Here is a 25,708-nt window from a genome sequence, read left to right on the forward strand (position 1 = left end):
AATATTTTCCAGTCAATATGTTTTTGGAATTTTTGTTTGTTCGGGAATTTTAGACGCAAAAAGGCACCTCCCACCAGGCGAGGTGCCTTTTTTTAAACGTCGCGCTTACCAGCTGTGATCGATGTGCACGCCGATGTTAGAGCCATGCAGGTCCGAGCCGAAGCTGCCGGTGCTGGACAACGCCGAGTCAGGGTCATAGAGGTCCGCAGCTTGCTGAGCGGCGCGGTTCCAGGCGGCGTAGGTGTAGAACAGACGCACCTCGGTGGGCGATTTGAATTGTGGCCCTTTGGGTGACCAGGTCGGCGCCAGGGTGATCTTGCTCAGTTGCCGGGTGCCAGCCGGAGCCTGTACGCGGTCATGGCCGATTTCAGTGGAGAACTTGAACTGCTCGCTGATGCCGTAGACCAGACGCGCACCGAGCGAGGTCCAGCGCAGGTCATCACCGTTGGGTCGCCGGTCTTTCTGGTACACGGCAGCGACCTGGCCACCCCAGCGTGGTGTGATCTGCCAGTCGAAGAAATCGAGCACCCGGTAAGACACATCCGCACTGCTCAGGTTGTTGTCGCCGGTACTGCCCAGCCCGGTGCCCGGACCCTGCCCGCGTTGCAGCGCGACGGTGTTCACGCCGTTCCAGCCCATGAAGTTCTGCTGTTTATGCTGCAAGGTCACTGCCCAGCCGCTGTTGGCATTGGGCCGGTTGGAGGGTTTGTCCAGATAGCTCACCCCGACTTCCAGGCTGCCATTGGGGTTGGTGTCAAAGCCTGCGACGTTGAAGTCGTAACGATTGACGTAGTCCTTCTGGTTGAAGTTGTCCTTGCGCGAGAACGCCAGACTGTACTTCAGCCCGCCGATCTCGACGTTCTCGATGCCGCCCCCGGTGGCACTCTGGTTCCAGTAGAAGAAGTCAGAAATGGCGATGTCATTACGTTTGTAGTAACGCCGCCCCGCCCACAAAGAGCCGCCGTTAAGAGCCGCCACATTCTTCCAGTAGCCGTAGGCCTGAGGCAGGCGGATTTCACCGCGCTCACCATTGAACGTCGGCGTGCGGTCGTACTGGTTGTACAGGCTGCCCATGCCAAACACGCCCACGGTGGAGCCGTCATCGAGCTTGGTGATCTCCTGCTCCAGCGACAGTTCGGCGTACTGCTCACACTCGTTACCAAGGCGATATTTCGACTGTGCGCCCTGCAGCTTGAAACAGCGCTGGGAATCGGACCCCGAAGACGTCCCGAGGCCGCCGCGCAAATAGCCGGTGAACTCCAGTGCCTGCGCCGGCGGTTGTGCAGCCACCAGTGCGCAGAAAGCTAGTCCGGTCTTGATTGTTGTCCTGCTCATTGCATCACTCCGTGTCTTGTTGTTGTTCGAAGCGTGTGGGTCAATCACTCTTGCCAGGCCGTTTTGCGTACGCACACGAACGCCCCGCCAGCGATGCCGGCAAGTGTCGGGAGCATTCAGGGAGTACGGCGCGAGCGAACAGCTGTCGCCCGCGCCAGGCATGGCAGGCTCAGCAATCCGGAGCCAGGGCTGCGGACACGATGACTATTGCTTGGTCAGCGCCTGGAATTGGGCCAGGTTGTCGACGGTGATCAGACGAAACGGAATCAGAATGTTCTTCTCGACCGGCTGCTTGTTGATCAACTTGACGGCAGCCTCCAGCGAGCCCTCGGCCTGGCCCCGGGCGTCCTGGAATACCGATACCGTCAGCAAACCACGCTTGATCGACGCGAGACCATCAGGCGTACCGTCGACACCGCCAACCAATACATCTTTTTTCCCGGCCTGACGCAGGGCCATGGCCGCGCCGATGCCCATCTCGTCATTATTCGACAGCACTGCGTCAATCTGCTTGCCCGCCAGCAACCAGTTGCTGGTCAGGTCCATGCCCTTGTCGCGCTGCCACAGGCCGGTCTGTTCTTCAACAATCTTGATGTTGGGGTGTTTGGCCAGTACTTCCTTGAATCCAGCGGTGCGGTTTTGCGTCGAGTTGTTGGTCAGATCACCGAGCAGAATGGCGACCTGGCCTTTGCCGCCGAGCTTGTCGGCAATGTACTCGGCCTGCAGACGTCCGGCTTCCTTGTCGTCCGACGTCACCGTGACCGCACGCTCAGGCAGCTTTGGATCGTCCGGTTTGCGATTGATATAGACCAACGGAATGCCGGCCTTGATGGCCGCCTCGTTGATGCCCTTGGTCGCAGCCGTGTCCACCGGGTTGACGATGATCGCGTCGACTCCCTGACTGGTGAAGCTTTGCACCTGGTTGAGCTGTTTGACCACATCGTTGCGGGCATCTTCGAACTGCAGCGTTACCCCCTCGGTCTTGGCCTTGGTGCTCAGGTATTCACGCAGGTAGGTGAGCCAGTTGTCATCGAAGGTCGACATGCTGACCCCGATTCTGATGTCCGCAAGCGCGGCAGTACTTGTCATCAACAGCGAAAGAGCGATAGCGGCAAAACGTGGCTTGAGGCGCATGGAATGACTCCGATCGTTATTGTTGTTGCGGAACGGGGGCTGGGCGTGGGTCCGTAGACGCCTTGGACTATGGACGTGACGACTCGCCGACACTGGGCGGCAAGCAAGGAACGTAGGGATGGTGAATCAGCAGAAGCAGATGCTCACAGCGCTCGGCAAGGACAGCTGTGATCTGCGGAGCAATAGCGCGGAGCCTGTTACGCAGGCGTGCAGCAGCGAAGCGAAAAGACAGTTTCATGGGCCGGCACCTATCTTGTTTTTTTTCGAAGGTCCGCTTGCCAGCGCTCACTGGCAAACAGGTATTGCGGCAACGTGAAGGCCAATCTATTGGAATATTAATTCCAGATCAATATTAATTAGAAAGTATTTTTTCTTTGGATTTTACCGTCCCCCTAGATGCTCTCTGCCACGCTCAGTTGCAATGCCAGCCAGTGTTTCTCGGCGTGCGCATCGCCTGGCTGAGTCAGCGCTGCCAGCGCCTGCTCGGCCAGTGCCGGCAACGGGTGGGACAACACCGCCTGCACCAGCCCCTCAGCCAGAGCGCTGCGGGTAATGGCAGTGAGGTCATGACAGATCACCGGCGGCAATGCGCCGCGTGCCGCACGCAACTCGCGTAATGCCGGTAATACCCCCTCTATTCCGCCGCCGCCGACGTAGAGACCGGCCAGGTCGGGCCGGGCACTGAACAGATCAAGCGTGTTCTCATAGGCATACGCCTCGTCCTCCAGGGTCAGGCGCGGCGATAGCAATTCCCAGTCATCGCCCTGCTCGGCCCAGAACGAACGAAAGCTCATTTCGCCCAACTCTTGGCATTGAAAACGCTGAGTGCCCAGCAACACAGCGACCGGTCCGGGCTGTGCCGCCAGTTGTCGGATGAACCAGGCAGCAGTGCGCCCGACCTTGCGGTTATCCAGGCCGACATAGCCCACACCGCCCAGCTCGGACACCAGCGACAGCACTGCCATGCCCGATTCACGCAAGCTGCTTACCGCCGTGCGGATCGCCGGATGATCGGGCACCACCACCCCCAGCGCATCGATCTCGCCTTGCAATGCCAGCAAGCGCTGGGCAGTGGCGAGCGGATCCAGGTTGTCCAGATAGCTGATCACGACCCGCACCTGAGCGTGTTCACAGACCGTGGCCGCGGTATTGAGCGCTTGAGCAAGACCTTGATAGAACGCCGTGCCGCGCTTTTGCAGAACAAAGCCTACGCGCATAACCGGCCGCGCATTGGCCACCCGCCGCTCAAGTACCCCGCTGGCGTGAAAACCGAGCTGGGCCGCCGCCTCGGCGATCCGCTGTGCGGTGTCACCGCGCACCTTGGCGCGCAAGCTCAGCACCCTATCCACCGTCGAGACGCTCACACCGGCCCTGTCGGCTACATCCTGCATGGTGGGTCGGCGGCGAACCAAGGGGGGATTCTCTGACATGTTTTGACAGCCTATGAAGGGTTTATGACAGGTTTTGAAAGATAGTGAAGGCGCACTATAGCGGTCATTTCGACGCGGCCCTAGCATCCAGAAGCGAGGCAATATCCTCCGACAACAACAAACATAGGGAGCCCTCCAATGGCCATGCACATCTGCACCGCCCCTTGCTGCTGGGGCATCGACGACATCAACAATCCCTACCTGCCGCCCTGGACACGGGTGCTGGACGAAGCCTCCCAGGCCGGCTACCACGGCCTGGAACTCGGCCCCATCGGCTACATGCCGCTCGACGCCGGGCCATTGGCTGAGGCGCTGGGCGAGCGGCAGTTGCGTATCGTCGCGGGCACCATTTTCGATAACCTGGTGGCGCCGACCAACCTCGCCAACCTGCTCGACCAGACTCACCAGATCTGCGCCCTGCTGCGCCAGTTGCCAGCCATTGCCATGGAGCCGGGGCAGCGTTATGGCGCGCCTTATCTGGTGGTCATGGACTGGGGCCACGAAGAGCGCGACTACGCCGCCGGACACAGCGACCGCGCCCCGCGTCTGGCTCCTGCGCAGTGGCAGGCGATGATGGATCACATCCGCCAGATCGCCGAACTGGCCTGGCAGGAATATCGCGTGCGTGCGGTCATTCACCCGCACGCGGGCGGCTACATCGAATTCGCCGATGAGCTTGCCCGGTTGACACAGGACATCCCCTACCAGACGGCCGGGCTGTGCCTGGACACCGGTCACCTTTACTACGCCGGCATGGACCCGGTCGCCACCCTGCGCCAGTACGCCGCCCACACCGACTACCTGCACTTCAAAGACATTGATCAGGCGGTGTTCGAGCAGGTATTGGGCGAACGCATCCGCTTCTTTGATGCCTGCGCCAAGGGCGTGATGTGTCCGATCGGTCGGGGCGTGATCGACTACCCGGCGATTCGTCGGTTGCTTGCCGAGCTCGATTACCACGGCCATATCACCGTCGAACAGGAGCGCGATCCGCGTAACGCCGCTGGCAGCCTGCAAGACGTCGCCGCCAGCCGCCAGTTTCTCATCACCGCCGGATTCACAGGAGTCGCCGCATGATCAATGGAAGCAAACGTATCGCCCAACCCATCCGCTGGGCCATGGTCGGCGGCGGATCAGCCAGCCAGATCGGCTATATCCACCGCAGCGCCGCCCTGCGCGACCAGAACTTTGAACTGGTCGCCGGTGCGTTCGACATCGACGCCGAACGGGGTCGCAGCTTCGGCGTACAACTGGGCGTCAGCGCCGAACGCTGCTACCCCGACTACCTGAGCCTGTTCGAACAGGAAGCGCAGCGCCCCGATGGCATTCAGGCAGTCTCGGTGGCCACGCCCAATGGCACTCACTTCGCGATTACCCAGGCCGCGCTGGAAGCCGGGTTGCATGTGGTTTGCGAGAAGCCGCTGTGTTTTACCCTGGAGCAAGCCGAGATTCTGCGGCACCTCGCCAAAGCCCGTAACCGGATCGTCGGGGTCACCTACGGCTATGCCGGGCACCAGTTGATCGAGCAGGCCCGCGCCATGATTGCCGCCGACGAGTTGGGCGAGATCCGCCTGGTGCACATGCAGTTCGCCCATGGTTTTCACAGCGCCCCGGTGGAAGCCCGGAACGCGGCCACCCAATGGCGCGTCGACCCGCGTCTGGCCGGCCCCAGCTATGTGCTCGGCGATGTCGGCACCCACCCGCTGTACCTCTCTGAGGTGATGCTGCCGCAGTTGAGGATCAAGCGCTTGATGTGCTCGCGGCAGAGCTTCGTGAAAAGCCGCGCACCGCTGGAAGACAACGCCTACACCTTGATGGAATACGAAGGCGGTGCCATGGGCATGGTCTGGTCCAGCGCGGTCAATGCCGGCTCCATGCACGGCCAGAAGATTCGCGTCATCGGCTCGCGGGCCAGCCTTGAATGGTGGGACGAGCGGCCCAACCAGTTGTCGTTTGAAATCCAGGGGCAGCCGGCGCAGATCCTGGAGCGGGGTATGGGCTATCTGCATCCCGACGCGTTGCTCGATGACCGCATCGGCGGTGGTCACCCGGAAGGCCTGTTTGAGGCCTGGTCGAACCTCTACTACCGCTTCGCCCTGGCCATGGACGCCAGCGACCGTGATGACCAGCAAACGCTAAGCACCCTGCGCTATCCGGATATCGAGGCTGGTGTTAAAGGAGTGCGTTGGGTTGAACGCTGTGTGGCGTCAGCAGACCAGGGTGCGATCTGGGTCGACTATTAAGGAGCGAGCGAACGGCGATCCGTCTCGCTCGTGAAAGGGCGCATAAAACCGGCACATCTGCTGTGAAGGTAATGCCGTCTTCACGAGCTAGTTCCCACCGTATTTCAGGTCAGAATCGAGGTGGGCCAGCTTGCTAGCGAAGACTGCCGCACATTCACAGCAGAAACGACGCGAAGCCGTTGCAGTACCTGCCAACGGCTTCACGGCTCACGAGCAGAGGCTCAGCGCATCAACTCGCTGCGCACCCGCTCAAGCATGAAGCGGCTCGACTCGTCGGCCCGTTCTTCCTGGCCGAACACCGCCACCGTGGCAATGCCGTCGAACTTCATCTCACGCAAGGTACCGAAGAAGGCATCCCAGTTGACCTCGCCCTGGCCGATGTCGAAGTGCTGGTGCACGGTGGCGACCACACCGGGCGGGTTGACGATATAGCGCAGCCCCGACGAAGCCCGGTGGTTCCAGGTGTCGGCGATGATCACGTGGGTCAGCTTGTCACCCGCGTACTTGAGCATAGAGGCGATATCGCCCTTGCCGTCGTCATAGAAGAAGGTGTGCGGCGCAGCGTAGAGATAATTGACGATGTCCGTGTCGAGACCACGAATCAGATCAACCGATTCGTTATTACGCTCGCAAAAATCGTACGGATGCGCCTGGATGTCGACCTTGATGCCCTCACGCTCGAATATCGGCAACAGTTCTTCCATGGACTTCATGAACTGGTTTTCGCACACCAGTGCTTCGTCGGCCTTGCCCGCGAACTCGGTGTTGATCAACGGGCAGTCCAGCTCCACGGCAATCTGTACCACACGCTTCCAGTTGCGCACGGCCGCCTTGCGCAGTTCTTCATCAGGCCCGGCCCAGTGGTACACCGGCAACAGCGAAGACAGACCGACCCCGGCATCGCGCAGTGCGGTCTTGATCTCCTTGATTTTGGCCTTGTCTACGCGCGGGTATTTGTAGAACGGCAGGATGTCGTCGCGCGGCGACAGTTCGATCCATTCGTAACCAAGCTCCGCGGCCTTGTCGATGGTTTCTCGAATGGACAGGAAGCGATACATATTGGGGTCAAGAGCGATACGCATGGCTTATCTCCTTCACGCGTAGAACGTCGGGCGCTGCGGTAGCTTGACCGGCTCAATTGCACCGCTGCGCTGGGCGGCGACGCAGGCATCGGCGGTGACCGCCGCGGTGTAGCCATCCCAGGCACTTGGGCCTTGAAGCTGACCACGGGCAACACTGTTGATGAAGTCCTGCAACTCGACGTCATAGGCGGCAATGAAGCGCTGCTTCCAGTCGACGAGGATGTCGGTCGACAGCTTGGCGCCGCTGCGCATCTGTACCGAGGACGGCTCGGGCAACTTGGCGATGCCTTTCTCGCCGACCACTTCGCACTGGATGTCGTAGCCGTACTGACAGTTGACGAACACCTCGACGTCGATGCGCACCCCCTTGGCGGTTTCGAGCAGGACGATCTGCGGATCCTTGAGGTGGGCAAAGGCCTGGGAGGTCTTGCGCGGATAGATGACCTGGGCCGAGACATACTGGTCGTCGAGCAACCAAGCCAGGGCGTTGATTTCATGAATCAGCGTGTCGACGACGGCCATGTCTGTGGTGTAGGACTCACCCACGGTCGGGTTGCGGTGCGCGCAGTGCAGCATCAGCGGCTCGCCGATGCGGCCCTCGTCGATGGCCGCCTTGAGCGCCCGATAGCCTTGGTCGTACGGGCGCATGAAGCCCACCTGAACCAGGCGTTTGCCATGCGCCATCTCGGCCTCGACGATGTTCTTGCAGCCCTCAGCGGTGACCGCCAGCGGCTTCTCGCAGAACACCGGCTTGCCGGCACGAATCGCTGAGAGCACGAACTCTTCATGGCTCGGCCCCCAGGAGGTGACGAGAATGGCATCGACGTTGGGCGCGGCGATCAACTCGTGACCACTGGCGTAGACCTCAGCCTCGATACCCAGATCCTGTACCACCTTGCGTGCCTGCTCCGGGTTGATGTCGTTGACCGCGACGATCTGCGCGCCGGACAGCGCGAAGTGGCAACGACGGATGTGGTCCTGACCGATCATGCCTGTTCCGATTACACCGATATTTAGCGCCACGTTTGTGTTCTCCAGTTGGAATTGTTGTATTCGAACGCACACTTCATTTGCAGCCGATGATCAATATTGCCGGGCCTTGGCGGTGTTCTCTTTGAGCATCCGCGAGACCGCCTGCACCCGCTCACTGGTCGAGACTTCGGCACCGCCGACCCGCCACCACGACAGGTACTTGTGGATCATGGTCTTGGGCAGGACCTTGATGTCGATCAGGGTCGAGACTGTCTGCTGGCGGGCGTCCTGCAACGCTGCATGCAGCTCATCGAGGGTCTTGACCCGGTAGGTCTTGCAACCATAGGCCGCCGCACTCATGGCGAAATCCACCGGTACGAAACCGCCATCAAGCTTGCCGGTTTCGGGGTTGCGGTAGCGGAACTCGGTGCCGAAGCTGTCCATGCCGTGTTCCATCTGCAGGTTGTTGATGCAGCCGAAGGTCATGTTGTCGAGCAGCACCACGTTGATCTTGCGCCGCTCCTGAATCGAGGTGGCCAGCTCCGAATGCAGCATCAGGTAAGAGCCGTCACCGACCAGTGCGTAGACCTCCTTGTCCGGCTCGGCGAGCTTGACCCCCAACGCGGCATTGACCTCGTAGCCCATGCAGGAATAGCCATACTCCATGTGGTAGGTGTTCTCGCCCAGGGTGCGCCAGGCACGTTGCAAGTCGCCCGGAAGGCTGCCAGCGGCGCCGACAATAATGTCCCTGGCGCCAAGGCTGGCATTCAGAACGCCGAGCACACGGCTCTGGGTCAGGCAGGAGCCGGTCAGTTCTATGAACTCTTCGAGCACCGCACGCGGCATGGCATCGGCGATTTCCGGGACGAAATCCTGCGCGGCATATTCGACACCGTAGACCCGGTCGATCTCCACCCGATAGGCCTCGCGCGCCTCGGAGACGGCATTGCCCCAACTGGCGCTGTAGCCACTGCTGGCCAATCGCGTGGTCAGTTCGCTCAGCGCCTCACGGGCATCAGCGAGCACCGCGAGTGCGTCCAGCTTGCCCGCGTCGAAGCGGCCGATATTGAGGTTGAGAAACTGCACCTCGGGGTTCTGGTACAGCCACTTCGATGAGGTGGTGAAATCGGTGTAACGAGTGCCGACGCCAATGATCAGGTCGGCCTCTTTGGCCAGCGTGTTCGCCGCCAGGCAGCCGGTCTCGCCGATGCCACCGACGTTCAGCTCATGGGCAGAAACGATCGCGCTTTTGCCCGCCTGGGTTTCCGCGAAGGGAATCCCGAACTTCTCGGCGAAGCGCTGCAGTGCCTGCCCGGCGCCGGAATACTTGACCCCGCCACCGCAGATCAGCAGCGGCTTGCGCTTGCCTTTGAGCAGGGCCACGGCCTCTTCCAGCACCGCTTCGCTCGGCCGGGGCCGCTCGATACGGTGAACCCTTTTGGCGAAGAAGTACGTCGGGTAATCGTAAGCCTCACCCTGTACGTCCTGCGGCAACGACAAGGTCACCGCACCGGTTTCGGCCGGATCCGTGAGCACCCGCATGGCACTGATTGCGGCGCTCATCAACTGCTCGGGACGGTTGATCCGGTCCCAGTATTTGCTCACCGCCCGGAACGCATCGTTGGTGCTGATCGACAGGTCATGGAACTGCTCGATCTGCTGCAGCACCGGGTCTGGCTGGCGGCTGGCGTAGACATCGCCGGGCAGCAACAGCAATGGAATGCGATTGGCCGTGGCGGTGGCCGCCGCCGTCAGCATGTTCGCCGCCCCCGGCCCTACCGACGAGGTGCAGGCGTAGATCTTGCGCCGCAGGTTCTGCTTGGCAAAGCCGATCGCGGCATGGGCCATGCCCTGTTCATTACGGCCTTGGTGAACTACCAGCGAACCAGCGTCCTGCTCCAGGGCCTGACCCAGACCCAGCACGTTGCCGTGGCCAAAGATCGTAAAAATACCCTCGACGAATTTGCTTTCGACACCGTCGACGCTGACGTACTGGTTGTCGAGAAACTTGACCAGCGCCTGGGCCATGGTCAGTCGGATCGTGCTCATGTACTCACCTTATGTTCGTCTTGAGAGCAGAAACTCACGCCGCCTTGCCAGCGGCCACACGCTCGCACAGATGCTTGATGCTCGCCTGCAAAGCCGGCTGCACATCGTCCAGACCGTGCACACTCGCGGCAAAGGGCTCGAACGACAGATGCCCGTTGTAACCGCTGCTCAGCAGGCGCTCGATCTGCGCGGCATTGCCGAGAATGTCTGCATCGCTGACCAGTACCCGGTGGGCGTCACGGATGGTGCTGAGCGGCAGCGCGCCGTCTTCCACGCCGGAGATATGCACCAGCCCGGTCAGTTCGGGGAAGAACTCCTCCTCACCGGCCAGATGGTGGTGAAAGGTGTCGTGCACCAGACGGAACACATCCAGCCCGCCGACCGCCTTGATCGCGTCCACGGCCTGACGCTTGGTGCGCAGCGAACACTCGACAAACCCCAGCGGCTCAACGAAACCGAGCAGACCGTGATCGCGCAGGATCGGCGCCAGCGCAGTGAGCGCGGTGCGCAGGTCACGGGCACGTTCGGCCGTGGAGCGGGTATCGCCGGTGTCGTTCAGCGGGCACATTACCAGCGCCTCGGCGCCGCACGCCTGGGCATAGGCCGCAAGCTTGAGGGTCTGCTCGCGGCGTTCGTCGTTCCACACATCGAACGGGTACAGGGCATTGATCGACAGCACCCGCAGGCCGGCGGCCTGGCATTGCTCGCGCACCTGGCTGGTCGGGGTGCCGTCTTCAATCTCGATGCCCTTGAGGTCGTTGCGCAGCTCGATGGCATCACTGCCAAGGGTCTTGGCCAAGGCGATGAAATTGGCCAGGGTCAGGTTAGGGGCAACCATCCGATTAAGGGCAAAACGCAGCGGCTGATTCATTGTTATTGGGCTCCGGTACGCAGGGTGTGGGTGAAAGATGCAAAGTTTTTATAGATCAAGCAGCCACTCGTGCTGCGGATCGTTATGAAACTTCCAGACCCGCTTGGGCCCGGCCATGACATTCAGGTAGTACGAGGTGTAGCCATACGGCACACACACCGGGTGGTAGCCCTTGGGCACCAGCACCACGTCGCTGTCTTCCACGACCAGCGCCTGATCAATCGAGCGGTCGTCGGTGTAGATCCGCTGAAAGACAAACCCCTGAGCCGGATCAAGGCGGTGGTAATAGCTTTCCTCAAGGAAACTCTGGGCCGGCAGATCATCGGTGTCGTGTTTGTGCGGCGGGTAGCTGGAGGAATGCCCGGACGGGGTAATCACTTCCACCACCAGCAGCGAATGGGCTTGGGCGGTGTCCGGCAGGATGTCGCACACATAGCGGGTGTTGGCGCCCTTGCCACGCACCGAACGCTTCATGTCCGCCGGCTCGATCAGCCGTGGCGCGCGGGTTTCTTCGGGGTTGCCCGGCGCGCGGCATAGGGCAACCTCGGCGCGACCATGGGCCTGGATGCTGATCGAAGTGTGCGGCGGCAGATAGAGGGCATAAGGCGATTTGTCCTCGAACACGCTCTGCCGCTCGCCGATGTGCTCCCAGGTCTGATGGCCATGACGGGCATGCTCGCAGGCGGCGGTGACCTTGCCCAGCAACAACACCACGCACAGCTCGCGATCATCGCCGGTGATGTTCAGTGACTCGCCATCAGCCAGTTGATGGGCACTGAAATCGACATACTCCAGTGCATCGACGGGGACCTCGACGAGGGTTGGTGTCTGTTTGTTGGCTTTGACCAGCAGGTTCATCACAGTCCTCCTCAGGCGTAGAGACGCGCCACCAGATCGCGCAGGGTTTGATAGCCCTTCTGGGCGTATTCGTAGGCCGGCGCCACGGCCGGGTCCTGCTCGGCCTCGACCACCAGCCAGCCGTGGTAATCAGCCTTGACCAGCTCGCCCAGCAGCGCGGCGAAGTCGATGTCGCCATCACCCGGTACGGTGAAGGTGCCATTGATGATGCAATCGGGAAAACTCCACTGGTTATTGCGCGCCAACTGCACCACGTCCTTGCGCACATCCTTGAAATGCACGTGACAGACACGGCCAATGTGTTTCTTGAGCACGCTCAGTGGATCACCGCCGCCCATGTAGCAATGCCCCGAGTCGAACAACAGCCCCACTTGCGGGTCGGTCAGCGACATCAGTCGGTCGATGTCCTCAGGCGCTTCGACATAGGCGCCCATGTGGTGGTGGTACGCCAGACGCACGCCGCGTGACAGGGTGAATTCGGCGAGCCGGGAAATCTTGTCAGCGTAGGTTTGCCAGGCGGCATCGCTATGAAATTTCGGCCGCTCGATCAACGGCACGCGCTGGCCCTGGATGGAACCGGCGACTTCGCCATAGACCATCACCTTGGCGCCGTTCTCGGCCAGCAGTCGCAGGTGCGGCTCGATGGCCGCGATTTCGCTTTCGACGTCACGATGGGCCAGGCCGCTGGAGTACCAGCCGGACACCAGTTCCAGGTCGTATTGGCCCAGCACATCGCGCAGGGCATCGGGCTCGCTGGGAAACTTGCCACCGAGTTCGAAGCCCTGAAAACCGATCTCTTTGCCTTCACGCAAGATGGTGTCCAGCGGGGTATCGCCGCCCAGCGAAGGCAGGTCGTCGTTGGCCCAAGAGATCGGGTTGATGCCGATCTTCACTTTGGTTTGAGTCATGTCCACACCTGTTTATTGTTGAGTTATCGACGGTGCAATGCAGGCACATCTCAGGCGCGTGCGTCGCGCCAGGAGCGGATCAGAAATTCGAAGGTCTCACGCACCCTGGACACCACCTCGGCGTCATCGATCTCACCGGCCAGCCAGGCCCGGGCAGGCTGCTGGAAGATCGTCCGGCCCACCGCAAATCCGCGGCAGACCTGGCTGTTCGCCGCCTGACGAAAGCCTTCGGCGAGCGCTTCAACCGGTGCATTGAGCCCGAGCAATACGACGCCACGGCAATACGGATCACGCGCGGTGATCAGCTCGTCGAGCTGACGCCATACCGATCCGGGCTGCGTTTCGATCTTCCACCAGTCCGGGTAGATGCCGATGTTGTACAGCCGCTTGATCGCCCGATACAACACGTCGGGGCGGGTCGAAGCATGGTTCTTCGCCGGGATCACTTCCAGCAGCAGTTCGTGGCCGCTGATCTGCGCGGCGTCATAAAGCCCCTTGAGCTGGGCTTCCTGCTCCAGCCGCAGCAGCGGCTCATCGTCCGGGTGAAATTGCACCAGGCACTTGATGATCTGCTCACCTGGCCACTTGACCAGGTTGCTGCCAATCGAGCGGCCATGCTCAAACGCCAGCGGCCGCGAGTTCTGCAGCTCGACCGGACGGGCCAGCCACCAGCCGCGACCGGTGGCGGCATTGAGCGCATCCTGGCCGAAACGTTCATCGGCCAACAGACCGACATCTGCCACCACACCCTGGGCGGCCAGGCTGCGTTCGACCTGCTCTATGGCCTGCACGAACAACTGCTTGAGCTGTGGTATCCGGGCCGGATCGGCGCCGGCCTGCTGGGCACTTTCGACCAACTGGAAACGGTGGTCGAAGGCAAAGATAAACAGCGGATTCCAGCTGCGACGCGGCACGCTGACCCGGTGCAGGCGGTTGAGCACAGGGTCCAGATCAGGGCGGACAATCGGCACCGGGCTATTGAACAGATAGTCCAGTTCGGCAAGGCTCGGCATCGCCGGCGCACAGGCATGGCGCGACACCACCAGGGCACCGCAGGCATTGGCCAACTGGCAGCAACGCGCATCGTCGCCACCGCTGAGCCAGCCACGCAGAAAACCGGACATAAAGGCATCGCCGGCACCCAGTACATTGAGCACTTCAACGCGGATGCCGCGGTGGATTTCGCTATCTTCCAGGCGTGCCGGAATCGCCCCGTGGATCACCGTACAGCCTTGCGCACCGAGCTTGACCACCAGGGTCGCGGCGGTGATTTCACGTACCCGACGCAGTGCGTCGAGCAGGTCTTCGCTGCCTCCGGCGATCTGGAATTCTTCTTCAGTACCCACGATCAAATCGAAGCGCGGCAGGATCTTCTGCACATGGGTGCTGACCTCGGCGCTGGCGATAAAGCGTGTTTCGCCGTCGGCCTTACCGGTCAGGCCCCAGAGCACCGGCCGGTAGTCGATATCGAGGACGCGCTTGACGTTGTGTTTCTCGGCGTAGTCCAGCGCTTTGCTGCTGGCCTTGAACACGCCTGGGGTCGAGAAATGGGTACCGGTGATCAGCAACGATTTACTGCTGGCTATAAAGGCTTCGTCGACATCTTCCTCGACCAGTGCCATATCGGCGCAGTTCTCGCGGTAGAACACCAACGGAAAGGTCTCACGATCTTTGATGCCCAGCAGCACCATGGCGGTCAGCCGCTGGGAATCGACCTTGATACCACGGGTATCACAGCCCTCGCTGCGCAGTGACTCGGTCAGGAAGCGGCCCATATGGTCATCACCCACGCGGGTCAGCATCGCTGACTTCAATCCCAGACGCGCCGTACCGAACGCAATGTTGGCAGAGGATCCGCCCAGGTACTTGGCAAAGCTACTGACATCTTCAAGGCGCGCACCGACTTGCTGCGCGTAGAGATCCACACCCAATCGACCCAGACAGATCACATCCAGCTGGCGGCCTGATGAAAAGGAAATGTCACCCATCGATGGCTCCTGTTTATTGTTATTCAGCCATGGAACGCGCACCCGTCAGGGGGTCTGGCTCCAGTTGCGTTCAGGCTAGAACGCCGCCAACAAATAATCAATAAATTTTCCACAAAACTCAATATGGAATTTAATTTCCATAAAAGCTCAACATCCGTTACCCTGCCAGCCAACGTGCAAGCTTTCGACGTCAGCCCATGAATGCTGTAACGTGCGATGTCAAAACAAGATGATTGAGGTCCCGTATGCCAATCGCTTCGTCCGAATCGCCCACCAGCGGCCAGACGCCGGAAGCCCCTTCCACCGTCGAGCAGTTGCTGCAGCTGATTACCGAGGACTACGAAGCGTTGCCGCGCCAACTCAAGCGCGTGGCCGGTTATATCAGCCAGCAGAGCGACCGGGTGATGGTCGATCGCATCAGCGATATCGCCCAGCAATGCGAAGTCCACCCTTCGGCCATCGTGCGGTTTTCTCAGCGCTTCGGTTTCAAGGGCTTCAGCGAGATGCAGGCGCTGTTTCGCGAAGCCTATACGCACAAGACCACACCGGTGCAGAACTACCAGCAGCGCATCCGCAGCATGATCGCCAACAAGAGCCAGCGCGCAGCCAGCGCCGATCTGGCGCGCGAGTGCATCAACGCGACCCGCTCAGGCCTGGACCGGCTGTGTGAGGATCTGGACGACAAGGCCTTTGAGAAAGCCGTAGACCTGCTGGTCAATGCTGACAATATCTATGTGGTGGGTGTGCGCCGCTCTTTCGCCGTGGCCGACTATCTGGTGTACAACCTGCAGCACACCAACAAACGCATCCATCTGGTCAGCGGTATCGGCGGCGGCTACCGCGAGCAAATGCGCAGCATCCGCGCCGGCGACCTGCTGGTCGCCATCAGCTTCAGCCCCTACGGCAAGGAAAGCCAGCAGTGCGTGCGCATCGCCCAGCACAACCAGGCCGACACGCTGATCATCACCGACAGCACCCTGTCACCGCTGGCCAAACGGGCCAGCTCGTTGCTGCTGGTCAGTGAAGGCAGCGCCTTCGCCTTTCGCTCACTCAGCGCCACCCTGTGCCTGTGCCAGGCGCTGTTCCTGGCCGTGGGTTATCGCCTGGAGTTGAAGCTGGACGAGATCCAGCTGAATCTGGATGAGGATGACTGAGGGGGTGTTCGTCAGCCCAAACGCTGAAGCACCACCTCAATGGCCTGATCCACATCCTCATCGGTGGTAAAGCGTCCCAGGCTGATGCGCATCGACTGACCGGCCTGCATGGGGTTGAGGCCCAGCGCCAGCAGCACATGCGAAGGCGCATTGCTGGCCGAGTTGCACGCCGAGGTCGAAGACAGGGCGATCTGGCCGGTAAAGGCCGCAGGGCTGAAGGCAAAGCGCTCGATGCTGACGTTCAGGGTATGCGGGATACGCTGCACCGGGTCACCGTTCAGACGCACCCCTGGCAGGGTCAGCAGCACTTCGCTCAGCCGCGCTGACAGCCGCTCAATACGCTCGAACTCCGAATGCATTTCTTCAGCCGCCAAGGCATAGGCACGGCCCATACCGACGATCTGGTGGGTGGCCAGGGTGCCGGAGCGCAGCCCCTGCTCATGCCCGCCGCCATGAATCTGCGCCTCCAACACACCACGGGCACGCTCGCCGACATATAGAGCACCAATGCCCTTGGGGCCATAGGTCTTGTGCGCCGAAATGGACATCAGGTCCACCGCCAGGCTGGCCAGGTCGATGGCCACCTTGCCGGTCGCCTGCGCCGCATCGACATGCAACAGCGCGCCATGCGCACGCACGATCTGGCCGATGCGCTGAACATCAGTCAGGGTGCCCAGCTCGTTGTTGACCAGCATCAGTGACACCAACAGCGTGTCTTCACGCAACGCATCAGCGACCATCTGCGGGTGAATCAGGCCATCGCTGCCGGGCTTGAGCCAGGTCACTTCATGGCCCTGCTGCTCCAGTTGCCTGACGCTGTCGATCACCGCCTTGTGCTCGATGCAACTGCTGATCAGATGACGCCGCCCTTCGGGCGCCATCGCGCAGACACCTTTGAGCGCCAGATTGTTGGATTCGGTCGCGCCGGAAGTCCAGACCATCTGCTCAGGCTTGGCGCCGATCAACGCCGCCACCTGTTGGCGCGCCTGCTCCACGGCCAGGCGCGCCTGCAGACCATGTTGATGAGAACTGGAAGCGGGGTTACCAAAAACCGCGCGCTGGCCCATGTAGGCCAGCATGTCAGTGACGACACGATCATCGATGGGGGTGGTAGCGGCGTAATCGAAATAGAGTTCAGACATGGGCGTTCACGGATAACCGGGTCGGTGAAGGATGGAAAAATGATAGAGCCGAACCCAGGAAAACCGATTGATAAATAAAGAACGGAATCGACCTTTTATAGAAACTTATTCCGGTTAAACACAATAAAAAGAAATAGAATTCCACAACCGGGCTTAATGGGTAAATCCAGGCCAAGTGACGCCTGAAGGTGACTGAGTGGATAAATTCGATAAAGCGATTCTGGAGCTGCTGCAACAGGACTGCACCATCGCCCTGGCCAACATCGCCGAGCGGGTCGGGCTGAGCAACACCGCCTGCTGGCGACGCATCCAGAAGCTGGAAGAAACCGGCGTGATCCTCAAGCGCGTGGCGCTGCTGAGCCCCAAGCAAGTCGGCGTACCGGTCACGGTATTCGCCTTCGTGCGCACCAGCCGCCACGATCTGGAATGGCTGGAGACCTTCCACCGGCGGGTCAGCGAAATCAGGGAAGTGGTCGAGCTGTACCGCATGGCCGGCGTGACGGATTACCTGCTGCGGCTGGTGGTGCCGGATATCGCGGGGTACGACGTGGTGTACAAACAACTGATCCAGATACCGGGCATTACCGACATCAGCTCCAGCTTCGCGATGGAGCAGATCAAATCGACGACGTCGTTGCCGTTGTAGCGCTCCGGTGGTCAGACTGGCTGGCAGCGCGATGCGCTGCATTCGTCGGCGGAGCCAACTCCCACCGAGCTCGCGGCGAACTCAAGTAGCAGGCATCACGCCGGACCGCTGGGAGTGGCCGGCCGGCGCTCCGGTTGCCGCCGAAGAGGGCGGGCCTACTGATGTGATTCATCGGCTTACAACCACACTGCATCCCACAACGGATAATCACTGACAGTGCGCACCAGCCCGGCTCGCAGCGGATTGGCAATGATGTAGCGGGCGGTATCAAGCAGTTCCTCTTCTCTGCGTAATGCCTTGTCATGAAAACCCTCCTGCCACAAACACCCCTGTCCACCTATGGCCCTGTTAAGGGCAATCGCGCTTCTGGATTTGACCCGGCGCATCACTTGCGTGAGCGTCCCGCTACGTAATTCAAACATCCAGTGCAAATGATCCGGCATCACCACCCAGGCCAACGAACGGACCAACCCCAGATCCTGCGCATGACGCAGTTCTGCAACCACCAATCGGCCCAGTCGCCAGTCATTGAACAACCGGGACCGGCCCAATGTCACGGTTGTCACCAGGTAAACCTGGCCGCTGATGGATACACGCCCCCTGCGTAGCGAGCCCGAACAAAACCTGCCAGACATTCCCTGCTCCTTGCTTTTGGGTAAACAGCAGAAGGTAAGTGGCGCGCAGGATCTTCGGCGGCCTGGATTTTTCCAGAATGTTGCCTTACCGAGGCCAGTGACGCTGCCGTCGGCTGCCCGGAGCGCCGGCCGGCCACTCCCACCGGATTTGTGTCTTACTCAAGTAGCAGGTACGACACAAACCCGGTGGGAGGTGGCTTGCCGCCGAAAGGGCCAGGTCAACCGGCAAATCTGCTGTGGATATAACGCAGTATTCGTCGGCAAGCCAACTCCCACCGAGACCGAGCCAGGCCGCAAGATAGCCTCACTCCACCTCAAACAACCCATCCCTCACCGGCGCATGCGCCAGTATCTGGCGGATCTCTGGATCTATGCGTGGGTCATCAGGCGCATACAGCATCACTTGCCGGTAGGCGCTGATGCGGTTGATCTCGGTGCCGAGAAACTCCCAGACCACGCGGGTGCAGGCCGGGGTGCGGCGGTCGCCGCTGGAGACGCCGGTTTTCAGGCCGTTGAGGCGGGTGATGCGGCTTTTGAAGCTGGGAATCAGGATGGTCTGGCTGACTTCGTTGAAGGTCAGTGACTCGTAGTCGATCAAAAACAGCCGGTCTTGCAACTGGAAGGCCGCGCCCAGATAGCGGCAGCGCGCCGACTCTTCGACTTGCCCGCCACTGGACAGCACCTGGCGCTCCTGGCGTTCGAACATGAACACCCCGCCCTCTTCGCGCATGTGCACCAGTGACAGCAGGATGGTGCCTGGCACTGACATGCAGTTGGCGTATTCGAAGTAGTAACCGCAGTAGCGGGTCAGGTCGCCGGAGTGGTCGCGCAGGGGCTGGAGCAAGGTCTGTAGCGCATCTTGCTGCGCCGGCGCCCCCACGTGGTTGCCGCGTGCGCCGATCAGGCGGGCGAACTGCTCGCCCGGCAGGCCGAGTTCATAGGTTTCGACGCCGAAAAAATCACCGATCTTTTTCAGGTTGTAGGCCGTCGGCTGGCTTTCGCCGGACAGGTAGCGGTTGAACTGCGCACGGTTGAGGCCGAGCTTGCGGCAGACCTGCGCAATAGAGCGGTAGTGGCTGCACAACAGGCGCAGGTTTTCACCAAGATGACTGGACATGGATAGACGGCTCAGATGACGCGACTGGTGCCAATATAGCATCAAGTAGCGCCATATCGGATCGACCCGCGAAATTGTTTCGGCAAATGTCTTGCTCAAAAATCAGCCACCGCATAACGCGTCGCCTTGGCGTGCCAACAATCACAAGAAGAATCGAGGATTCTCATCATGCTCGAAGTACTGAACGACTTCCTGTCCGGGAAGGTGTTGATCGTGCTTATCGTCGGCCTGGGTAGCTACTTCACCCTGCGCTCGCGCTTCGTCCAGTTCCGCCACTTCATCCACATGTTCAGCGTGTTCAAGGAATCGCTGCGCAGCAGCGGCGGGCAACTCAGCTCGTTTCAAGCATTGATGCTCAGCCTCGCCGGCCGCGTTGGCGCCGGTAACATCGCCGGTGTCGGCATCGCGGTCACCCTCGGTGGCCCAGGCGCCGTGTTCTGGATGTGGGTCACCGCACTGGTGGGCATGTCGAGCAGTTACTTCGAATGTACCCTGGCCCAGGTCTACAAGCGCAGCGACGGTGACGGCCTGTACCGTGGCGGCCCGGCCTACTACATTCAGCACGGCCTGAAGCTGCGCTGGATGGCCATGACCTTTGCGGTCCTGCTGCTGGTCACCTACGGCCTGGCGTTCAACGGCCTGCAGTCGTACACCGTGACCCACTCGCTGCAAAACGCCTTCGACATCCCGGTCCAGTACAGCGGTATCGCCCTGGCCGTGCTGCTGGCGCTGGTATTCCTCGGCGGCATCAAGCGTATTGCTGCGGTCTCTGACCTGTTGGTGCCAGTCAAAACCCTGATCTACATCGCGGTGACCATCTACGTCATCGCCATCCAGATCGAACACGTACCGGCCATGCTGATGACCATCGTCAAGAGCGCCTTCGGTCTGGACCCGGTGTTCGGCGGCCTGATCGGCAGCGCCATCGTAATGGGTGTCAAGCGCGGCGTGTTCGCCAACGAAGCCGGTCTGGGCAGCGCCCCGAACGTGGCGGCCGTAGCCTCGGTCAAGCACCCGGCGGCACAGGGTGTGGTTCAGGCGTTCAGCGTGTTCCTCGACACCTTCGTGATCTGCACCTGCACCGCGCTGCTGATTCTGCTGTCGGGCATCTACGACGTGGGCTATAGCGGCGACGGCATCGTCCTGGCGCAAAACTCGCTGGCCGCGGTGGTAGGTGACTGGGGTCGCACGTTCATCAGCGTCGCGCTGAGCCTGTTCGTGTTCACCTGCATCCTCTACAACTACTACCTCGGTGAAAACGCCCTGCAGTTCATGTTCGGCCGCAGTAAGGTCGCCCTGCTGACCTACCGTGGCATGGTACTGGCGCTGATCTGCTGGGGTTCGATGCAGAACCTGGGCACCGTGTTCGCCTTCGCCGACATCACCATGACCTGCCTGGCATTCGTCAACCTGACCGCCCTGGCCATGCTGATCAAAATCGGCCTGCGGGTGATGAAAGACTACGACGAGCAGCGCAAGGCCGGTATCGAGCAACCCGTGTTCGACGGTTCGAAGTTCACCGACCTGGACCTGGACCGCGCTTCGTGGCCTGCGGTCAAGGCCGCCGACAGCGTGCAAGCTACTGCCACCGCTGAAGGCTTGCAGACTCAACGCTGAGTCTCGCTGAGCGAACGACACATTCGCTGCCGTTCGCTGGCCCCCTTCTTGCTGCCGCTTCTGCTCCGCCTGAGCAAAGCGGCACGCTAATTTTCAGGAAACCGGATTTGCCGCCTGCCTCACAAGGCAATCGGCGCTATCCTGCCCGTTTCCAAATCCCTAACTCTAATAAGGAAATCGTTATGCCCGCCGTGCAAAACCTTCTCGTGCTCTATACCGGTGGCACGATTGGCATGCAGATGAGCGCCGACGGCCTGGCCCCGGCTTCCGGTTTTGAAGCACGCCTGCGTGCCCAGCAGGCTGAGCAACCGCAACAAGTGCCCGCGTGGACCTTCCGCGAGCTGCTACCGCTGATCGACAGCGCCAACATGAGTCAGAGCAACTGGCTGGCGATGGTCGCGGCGATCCAGCAGGGCGTAGAACAAGGGTGCGACGGCGTGCTGGTGCTGCATGGCACCGATACCCTGGCCTACAGCGCAGCGGCGCTGAGTTTCCTGCTGCTGGGCCTGCCAGTGCCAGTGGTACTGACCGGCTCGATGCTGCCGGCCGGCGCTGACAACAGCGATGCCTGGCCCAACCTGTTCGGTGCCCTGCAAGCCCTGCACGACGGTGTGCCAGCGGGCGTGCACTTGTATTTCAATGGTGCGCTGATGCACGGCGCCCGGGTCAGCAAGCTGCGCAGCGATGCCTTCGATGCCTTCCAGGTGATGCCGCGTCTGCGTCAGGGCGAGCACCTGGCCGAGTTGCCAGCGAGCATCGACTACCGCCAGCCGCGCGAAGCGGTCAATCTGCTCAGCCTGCCACTGGTTCCCGGCCTGCGCGCCGAACACCTGCGCGCCCTGCTGGGCAGCGGCGTACAGGGCCTGCTGCTGGAATGCTACGGCAGCGGCACCGGGCCTTCGGACAACGCCGAACTGCTCGAGGTACTGCGTCAGGCGCATGCCCAAGGCGTGGTGCTGGCCGCTATCAGCCAGTGTCCGCAAGGGCATGTGGAGTTTGGTGTGTACGCGGCGGGCAGCCAACTGGCCTCGGCCGGCTTGGTGTCTGGCGGTGGCATGACCCGCGAAGCAGCGCTGGGCAAACTGTTTGCGCTGATTGGCGCGGGGTTGACGCAGAAAGAGGTTGAGCAGTTGTTTGTGCTGGACTTGTGTGGCGAGCGTAGCGAGTGAGGGGTCATTGATTTACATCGATGCCCCGGTGGGAGCAGCCGGCCGGCGCTCCGGTTGCTCGTGAAGAGGCCAGTAAAGTCACAGCATCTACTGCGAATGTGCGGCAGTCTTCGCGACCAAGGTCGCTCCCACAAAGGCATGCTGCGCGACAGCGCGGCCGAGGCGGCGGGCGATCTCCTACAGGCAACGGGTCACGTGCTTGACCGACTGATACGCTGCCAGCCCCCACGGCCCCAGCTCGCGGCCGATGCCGCTGGCCTTGGTGCCGCCCCAGGAGGTTTCGACAAACACCGCCTGGACCGAGTTGATCCACACATGCCCCACTTCCAGCGCATCGGCGACCCGCTCGGCACGTTCGAGGTCTGCGCTGGCCACCGTGGCAACCAGGCCGAAGCGGCTGTCATTGGCCAGGGCAATGGCCTGTTGTTCGGTGCTGAAACGCCGGGTGCACAACACCGGGCCGAAGATTTCTTCCTGCCACAGGCGGCTGCTGTCTGGCACGTCGACATACAGCGTCGGGCTGACGAACCAGCCGGCGCGCTGCGGCACTGAACCACCGGCCAGGCACTGCAACCCCTCGTTACGGGCAATCGCCAGATACTCAGTAACCTTTTGCCATTGCGCCTCGCTGGTCAGCGGGCCCATGTCGATGTCTTCGGTCAGCGGGTTACCCACACGCAACGCAGCAAAGGCCGCCTGCAAGCGCGGAATCAACGCTTCGGCAATGCCGTCCTGAATCAACAAGCGCGAGGTGGCCGAACACATTTGCCCGGCGTTCCAGCAGATCCCTGCAACGATCCAGTCGACGGCCTGGTCCGGGTCGCAATCATCGAACACGATAAATGCCGACTTGCCACCCAGTTCCAGGGTCACCGGTCGGCAATAAGCAGCAGCGCTGCGCATCACCTGGCTGCCGACGCCGTTGCTGCCGGTGAACGACAGCTTGTCGAGGCCGCGGTGCTCGCTGAGCGCCGCGCCGGTGGCGGCCTTGCCGGTAACGATGTTCAAAACGCCGACGGGCAAGCCAAGTTGCTCGGCGATCTGGCCGTAGGTCTGCTCGATCAACGGGGTGATTTCCGACGGTTTGAGCACCACGGTGCAGCCCGCCGCCAAGGCCGGGGCGAGCTTCCAGGCGCTGGTGACCAGCGGGAAATTCCACGGCACGATCAGGCCCACCACACCCACCGGCTCCAGGCGGGTGCGCGCAGTGAAGCCCGGTGCCGCCAACTCGACCTGGCGGTCGGCGGGCTGGGTTTCGATCAGGTTGGCGTAGTAGTTGAAGGTCGCCACGGCATCGTCGAGATCCACCTCGGCCTCATGCCGGGGTTTGCCGTTGTTGCGCATTTGCAGGGTGATCAAGGCTTCACGGCGCTGAGTCAGTTGCCCGGCAAACTGGCGCAGGATGGCGGCGCGCTCGGCAACCGGCGTGGCCTTCCAGCCCGGCAAGGCCAAACGGGCGGCGGCGACCGCCTGATCGACCTGGGCGGCGCTGGCCGAGATCAGCTCGGCGATGGGCTGACCGAGCGCCGGGTCGTGTACCACAAGGACGTCATCGCCCTCGCCGGTCAGCCACTGGCCGTTGATGTAATGAGGGGTGTGCATGGTCAGTCTTTCCAGAGTGTGAAATGGAATGCGCGTTGTAGGAGCGGCTTCAGCCGCGAAGGCTTCGCCGCTAACGCAGATCACCGCCCGGTCGCTCCTGCAGGGTCAAGCCGATATCAAGGCGCAAACGGCGGTGCCTGGTTGATTTCGATAATCAACGGTCGATCACTCGGCGCTTCGCGCAGCAGCGCTTGTAAATGCGCATGGTCGCGGGCGCGTTCGGCGGCGCAGCCGAAGCCGCGGGCGATGGTCAGAAAATCAGGGGTATAGATATCCACGCCCAACGGGGTGATGTCGCGGCGCTGCATGTAGCTTTTGATCTCGCCATAGCCCTGGTTATTCCACAGCAGCACGATGATCGCGACCTGCGCCTCCACGGCGCTGGCCAGTTCCGGCAGGCTGAACTGCATGCCGCCGTCGCCCATCAGGCTGATCACCGGTCGCCCCGGCTCGGCCAGTTTGGCGCCTATGGCGGCCGGCAGGCCGTAACCCAAAGTGCCGTAGCCGGTGGACGAGTTGAACCAGCGGCGCGGGCCGGGCAGTTCCATCAGGTGGTTGCCGCTGTACACGGTCTGGGTCGAGTCGCCGACAAAACGCGCTTCGGGTAACACCTCCAGCACAGCGTCGAACAACCGCCGGTAATGCGCCCAGCCACTAAAATCCTCGGCCAATTGCCCGCGCACCTCGGCGGCACGTTGGGCGCCGGGGCTGTCGGCGCTCAACGTCCGGGCCGGCAATAGCGCCAACAGCGCCTGCATGGCCTGGCGTGCATCACTGATAATCGCCAGAGCCGGCGCATGGTTGCGGGTCAGTTGTTCGGCGTCGATGTCGATGCGGATCAGCTCGCCGCCAACCCGGAAATTGCCATCGAACACCACGTCGTAATCGGTCTCGCCCAGTTCGGTGCCAATCGCCAGAACCACATCGGCGTGCAGCGCCAGTTGCCGCACCGGCACCAACGACTGGTTGCTGCCCAGCAGCAGCGGATGATCACCCGGCAGCAAGCCCTTGGCATTGATGGTCAGTGCAGTCGGTGCGTCGAGCCGGGTGGCCAGTTCCGCCGCCTCCTGCACCGCTTCGACACACCCGCCGCCCAGCAACAGCAAGGGACGTTGGGCCTGGCTCAGCCGCCGTGCAGCTTCAGCGATGGCCCCCGCCTCCGCTACCGGGCGCGGCACCCGGCAGCGCGGCGCAAGCACCAAGTGATCGGCCGGCGCAGTAATGATGTCCAGCGGCAACTCGATATGCACCGGCCGTGGCCGCTGGCTGTCGAACACCGCAAAGGCGCGGGCCAGCACGGCGGGCAGTTCCTCAACGCTCATCAGGGTATGGCTGAAGGCGCTGACCCCGGCGACCATCGCCCGCTGGTTGGGCAGTTCGTGCAGGTAACCCTTGCCCAGCCCGAGCCGCGCGCGTTCATTCACGCTGCTGATTACCAGCATTGGGATCGAGTCGGCGTAGGCTTGGCCCATGGCGGTAAGGATGTTGGTCATGCCCGGCCCGGTGATGATGAAGCACACACCCGGCTGGCCGCTGACCCGCGCATAACCGTCGGCCATAAAACCCGCGCCCTGTTCATGGCGCGGGGTGATGTGGCGGATGCCGCTGCTCGGCAGGCCGCGATACAGCTCAACGGTGTGCACACCGGGGATGCCGAATACCGTATCGACGCCCCAGGCTTGCAGTTGTTTGACGAGGAATTCTCCACAGGTGGTCATGGCCGGTTCCTGATTGAAATTAGACATGGATAACGCGC

21 protein-coding genes are annotated in these 25,708 nt (G+C 61.6%); 6 read left to right on the forward strand and 15 right to left on the reverse strand.

Annotated features, from left to right (window positions below):
• Positions 1-105: 105 nt before the first annotated feature.
• The 3 genes from PSCI_RS02155 to PSCI_RS02170 all read right to left on the reverse strand — a co-directional run bounded on the left by PSCI_RS02155 (position 106) and on the right by PSCI_RS02170 (position 3,899).
• Positions 106-1,335, reverse strand: coding sequence for a maltoporin (locus PSCI_RS02155; protein WP_045482224.1), 1,230 nt, complete (start codon positions 1,333-1,335; stop codon positions 106-108).
• A 204-nt stretch (positions 1,336-1,539) separates the two neighbouring features.
• Positions 1,540-2,469 (reverse strand): sugar ABC transporter substrate-binding protein, encoded by a 930-nt coding sequence (locus PSCI_RS02160; protein ID WP_045482227.1) that lies wholly within the window; start codon positions 2,467-2,469, stop codon positions 1,540-1,542.
• Between the two features lie 392 nt (positions 2,470-2,861).
• The gene (locus PSCI_RS02170) at positions 2,862-3,899 is read right to left on the reverse strand and encodes a LacI family DNA-binding transcriptional regulator (RefSeq protein WP_045482233.1); all 1,038 of its coding nucleotides are present in this window, start codon (positions 3,897-3,899) and stop codon (positions 2,862-2,864) included.
• Between the two features lie 138 nt (positions 3,900-4,037).
• Here PSCI_RS02170 and PSCI_RS02175 point away from each other — a divergent pair, with 138 nt between their 5' ends.
• Complete coding sequence (locus PSCI_RS02175) at positions 4,038-4,976, forward strand: TIM barrel protein (RefSeq protein WP_045482236.1); 939 nt, start codon at positions 4,038-4,040, stop codon at positions 4,974-4,976.
• A complete protein-coding gene (locus PSCI_RS02180) occupies positions 4,973-6,142 on the forward strand; it encodes a Gfo/Idh/MocA family protein (protein ID WP_045482240.1) in 1,170 nt (389 codons plus the stop codon). The genes PSCI_RS02175 and PSCI_RS02180 overlap by 4 nt, the downstream gene beginning before the upstream one ends.
• A gap of 221 nt (positions 6,143-6,363) precedes the next feature.
• Here PSCI_RS02180 and PSCI_RS02185 read toward each other — a convergent pair whose 3' ends face one another.
• From PSCI_RS02185 to PSCI_RS02215, 7 genes are read right to left on the reverse strand one after another with little or no spacing between them, the layout of a single operon-like run.
• Positions 6,364-7,224, reverse strand: coding sequence for a sugar phosphate isomerase/epimerase family protein (locus PSCI_RS02185; RefSeq protein WP_045482243.1), 861 nt, complete (start codon positions 7,222-7,224; stop codon positions 6,364-6,366).
• A 12-nt stretch (positions 7,225-7,236) separates the two neighbouring features.
• On the reverse strand, positions 7,237-8,247 hold the full coding sequence (locus PSCI_RS02190; protein WP_045482246.1) for a Gfo/Idh/MocA family protein: 1,011 nt from the start codon (positions 8,245-8,247) through the stop codon (positions 7,237-7,239).
• A 60-nt stretch (positions 8,248-8,307) separates the two neighbouring features.
• The gene (gene iolD, locus PSCI_RS02195; RefSeq protein ID WP_045482249.1) at positions 8,308-10,245 is read right to left on the reverse strand and encodes a 3D-(3,5/4)-trihydroxycyclohexane-1,2-dione acylhydrolase (decyclizing); all 1,938 of its coding nucleotides are present in this window, start codon (positions 10,243-10,245) and stop codon (positions 8,308-8,310) included.
• A 34-nt stretch (positions 10,246-10,279) separates the two neighbouring features.
• Entirely contained in the window at positions 10,280-11,116 is an 837-nt protein-coding gene (locus PSCI_RS02200; protein ID WP_045482252.1) for a TIM barrel protein, read from the reverse strand.
• A gap of 48 nt (positions 11,117-11,164) precedes the next feature.
• Positions 11,165-11,974 carry a 5-deoxy-glucuronate isomerase gene (gene iolB / locus PSCI_RS02205; protein WP_045482255.1) on the reverse strand — a complete coding sequence of 270 codons (810 nt, stop codon included), beginning with the start codon at positions 11,972-11,974 and terminating at the stop codon, positions 11,165-11,167.
• An 11-nt stretch (positions 11,975-11,985) separates the two neighbouring features.
• Positions 11,986-12,882, reverse strand: a complete 897-nt coding sequence (gene iolE, locus PSCI_RS02210) for a myo-inosose-2 dehydratase (RefSeq protein ID WP_045482258.1) — start codon at positions 12,880-12,882, stop codon at positions 11,986-11,988.
• 50 nt (positions 12,883-12,932) lie between these two features.
• Positions 12,933-14,870 (reverse strand): bifunctional 5-dehydro-2-deoxygluconokinase/5-dehydro-2-deoxyphosphogluconate aldolase, encoded by a 1,938-nt coding sequence (locus PSCI_RS02215; protein ID WP_045482261.1) that lies wholly within the window; start codon positions 14,868-14,870, stop codon positions 12,933-12,935.
• Between the two features lie 245 nt (positions 14,871-15,115).
• On the opposite strand from PSCI_RS02215, the gene PSCI_RS02220 reads away from it, so the two are divergent.
• The gene (locus PSCI_RS02220; protein ID WP_045482263.1) at positions 15,116-16,024 is read left to right on the forward strand and encodes a MurR/RpiR family transcriptional regulator; all 909 of its coding nucleotides are present in this window, start codon (positions 15,116-15,118) and stop codon (positions 16,022-16,024) included.
• An 11-nt stretch (positions 16,025-16,035) separates the two neighbouring features.
• On the opposite strand, the gene PSCI_RS02225 is transcribed toward PSCI_RS02220, so the two are convergent.
• Positions 16,036-17,166: a cysteine desulfurase family protein gene (locus tag PSCI_RS02225; protein ID WP_045482266.1), complete on the reverse strand. Its 1,131-nt coding sequence runs from the start codon at positions 17,164-17,166 to the stop codon at positions 16,036-16,038.
• A gap of 196 nt (positions 17,167-17,362) precedes the next feature.
• Between PSCI_RS02225 and PSCI_RS02230 the strand changes: the two genes are divergently transcribed.
• On the forward strand, positions 17,363-17,812 hold the full coding sequence (locus tag PSCI_RS02230; protein WP_045482269.1) for an Lrp/AsnC family transcriptional regulator: 450 nt from the start codon (positions 17,363-17,365) through the stop codon (positions 17,810-17,812).
• A gap of 176 nt (positions 17,813-17,988) precedes the next feature.
• Here the strand turns inward: PSCI_RS02230 and PSCI_RS02235 are convergent, their stop codons facing one another.
• Positions 17,989-18,447 (reverse strand): REP-associated tyrosine transposase, encoded by a 459-nt coding sequence (locus PSCI_RS02235; RefSeq protein WP_045482277.1) that lies wholly within the window; start codon positions 18,445-18,447, stop codon positions 17,989-17,991.
• Positions 18,448-18,751: 304 nt separating this feature from the next.
• Positions 18,752-19,564 (reverse strand): helix-turn-helix domain-containing protein, encoded by an 813-nt coding sequence (locus PSCI_RS02240; protein ID WP_045482280.1) that lies wholly within the window; start codon positions 19,562-19,564, stop codon positions 18,752-18,754.
• 168 nt (positions 19,565-19,732) lie between these two features.
• Between PSCI_RS02240 and PSCI_RS02245 the strand changes: the two genes are divergently transcribed.
• Together PSCI_RS02245 and PSCI_RS02250 are read left to right on the forward strand one after the other, a co-directional pair.
• A complete protein-coding gene (locus tag PSCI_RS02245) occupies positions 19,733-21,181 on the forward strand; it encodes an alanine/glycine:cation symporter family protein (protein WP_045482283.1) in 1,449 nt (482 codons plus the stop codon).
• Between the two features lie 182 nt (positions 21,182-21,363).
• Positions 21,364-22,350, forward strand: coding sequence for an asparaginase (locus PSCI_RS02250; protein WP_045482286.1), 987 nt, complete (start codon positions 21,364-21,366; stop codon positions 22,348-22,350).
• 177 nt (positions 22,351-22,527) lie between these two features.
• Here PSCI_RS02250 and PSCI_RS02255 read toward each other — a convergent pair whose 3' ends face one another.
• Together PSCI_RS02255 and PSCI_RS02260 are read right to left on the reverse strand one after the other, a co-directional pair.
• A complete protein-coding gene (locus PSCI_RS02255) occupies positions 22,528-23,952 on the reverse strand; it encodes an aldehyde dehydrogenase family protein (protein WP_045482289.1) in 1,425 nt (474 codons plus the stop codon).
• A 116-nt stretch (positions 23,953-24,068) separates the two neighbouring features.
• Positions 24,069-25,670 (reverse strand): 5-guanidino-2-oxopentanoate decarboxylase, encoded by a 1,602-nt coding sequence (locus tag PSCI_RS02260; protein WP_045482292.1) that lies wholly within the window; start codon positions 25,668-25,670, stop codon positions 24,069-24,071.
• Between the last annotated feature and the right edge of the window lie 38 nt (positions 25,671-25,708).

It is taken from the genome of Pseudomonas sp. StFLB209 (assembly GCF_000829415.1).
Lineage (GTDB): Bacteria > Pseudomonadota > Gammaproteobacteria > Pseudomonadales > Pseudomonadaceae > Aquipseudomonas.

What these genes read in the sequence shown, in the direction of transcription:
- iolD (WP_045482249.1), bottom strand. Translation starts at nt 10,245, where the DNA reads ATGAGCACGATCCGACTGACCATGGCCCAGGCGCTGGTCAAGTTTCTC.
- PSCI_RS02170 (WP_045482233.1), bottom strand. Translation starts at nt 3,899, where the DNA reads ATGTCAGAGAATCCCCCCTTGGTTCGCCGCCGACCCACCATGCAGGAT.
- iolB (WP_045482255.1), bottom strand. Translation starts at nt 11,974, where the DNA reads ATGAACCTGCTGGTCAAAGCCAACAAACAGACACCAACCCTCGTCGAG.
- PSCI_RS02260 (WP_045482292.1), bottom strand. Translation starts at nt 25,670, where the DNA reads ATGACCACCTGTGGAGAATTCCTCGTCAAACAACTGCAAGCCTGGGGC.
- iolE (WP_045482258.1), bottom strand. Translation starts at nt 12,882, where the DNA reads ATGACTCAAACCAAAGTGAAGATCGGCATCAACCCGATCTCTTGGGCC.
- PSCI_RS02245 (WP_045482283.1), top strand. Translation starts at nt 19,733, where the DNA reads ATGCTCGAAGTACTGAACGACTTCCTGTCCGGGAAGGTGTTGATCGTG.
- PSCI_RS02235 (WP_045482277.1), bottom strand. Translation starts at nt 18,447, where the DNA reads ATGTCTGGCAGGTTTTGTTCGGGCTCGCTACGCAGGGGGCGTGTATCC.
- PSCI_RS02255 (WP_045482289.1), bottom strand. Translation starts at nt 23,952, where the DNA reads ATGCACACCCCTCATTACATCAACGGCCAGTGGCTGACCGGCGAGGGC.
- PSCI_RS02175 (WP_045482236.1), top strand. Translation starts at nt 4,038, where the DNA reads ATGGCCATGCACATCTGCACCGCCCCTTGCTGCTGGGGCATCGACGAC.
- PSCI_RS02185 (WP_045482243.1), bottom strand. Translation starts at nt 7,224, where the DNA reads ATGCGTATCGCTCTTGACCCCAATATGTATCGCTTCCTGTCCATTCGA.
- PSCI_RS02225 (WP_045482266.1), bottom strand. Translation starts at nt 17,166, where the DNA reads ATGTCTGAACTCTATTTCGATTACGCCGCTACCACCCCCATCGATGAT.
- PSCI_RS02215 (WP_045482261.1), bottom strand. Translation starts at nt 14,870, where the DNA reads ATGGGTGACATTTCCTTTTCATCAGGCCGCCAGCTGGATGTGATCTGT.
- PSCI_RS02220 (WP_045482263.1), top strand. Translation starts at nt 15,116, where the DNA reads ATGCCAATCGCTTCGTCCGAATCGCCCACCAGCGGCCAGACGCCGGAA.
- PSCI_RS02160 (WP_045482227.1), bottom strand. Translation starts at nt 2,469, where the DNA reads ATGCGCCTCAAGCCACGTTTTGCCGCTATCGCTCTTTCGCTGTTGATG.
- PSCI_RS02240 (WP_045482280.1), bottom strand. Translation starts at nt 19,564, where the DNA reads ATGTCCAGTCATCTTGGTGAAAACCTGCGCCTGTTGTGCAGCCACTAC.
- PSCI_RS02250 (WP_045482286.1), top strand. Translation starts at nt 21,364, where the DNA reads ATGCCCGCCGTGCAAAACCTTCTCGTGCTCTATACCGGTGGCACGATT.
- PSCI_RS02200 (WP_045482252.1), bottom strand. Translation starts at nt 11,116, where the DNA reads ATGAATCAGCCGCTGCGTTTTGCCCTTAATCGGATGGTTGCCCCTAAC.
- PSCI_RS02180 (WP_045482240.1), top strand. Translation starts at nt 4,973, where the DNA reads ATGATCAATGGAAGCAAACGTATCGCCCAACCCATCCGCTGGGCCATG.
- PSCI_RS02155 (WP_045482224.1), bottom strand. Translation starts at nt 1,335, where the DNA reads ATGAGCAGGACAACAATCAAGACCGGACTAGCTTTCTGCGCACTGGTG.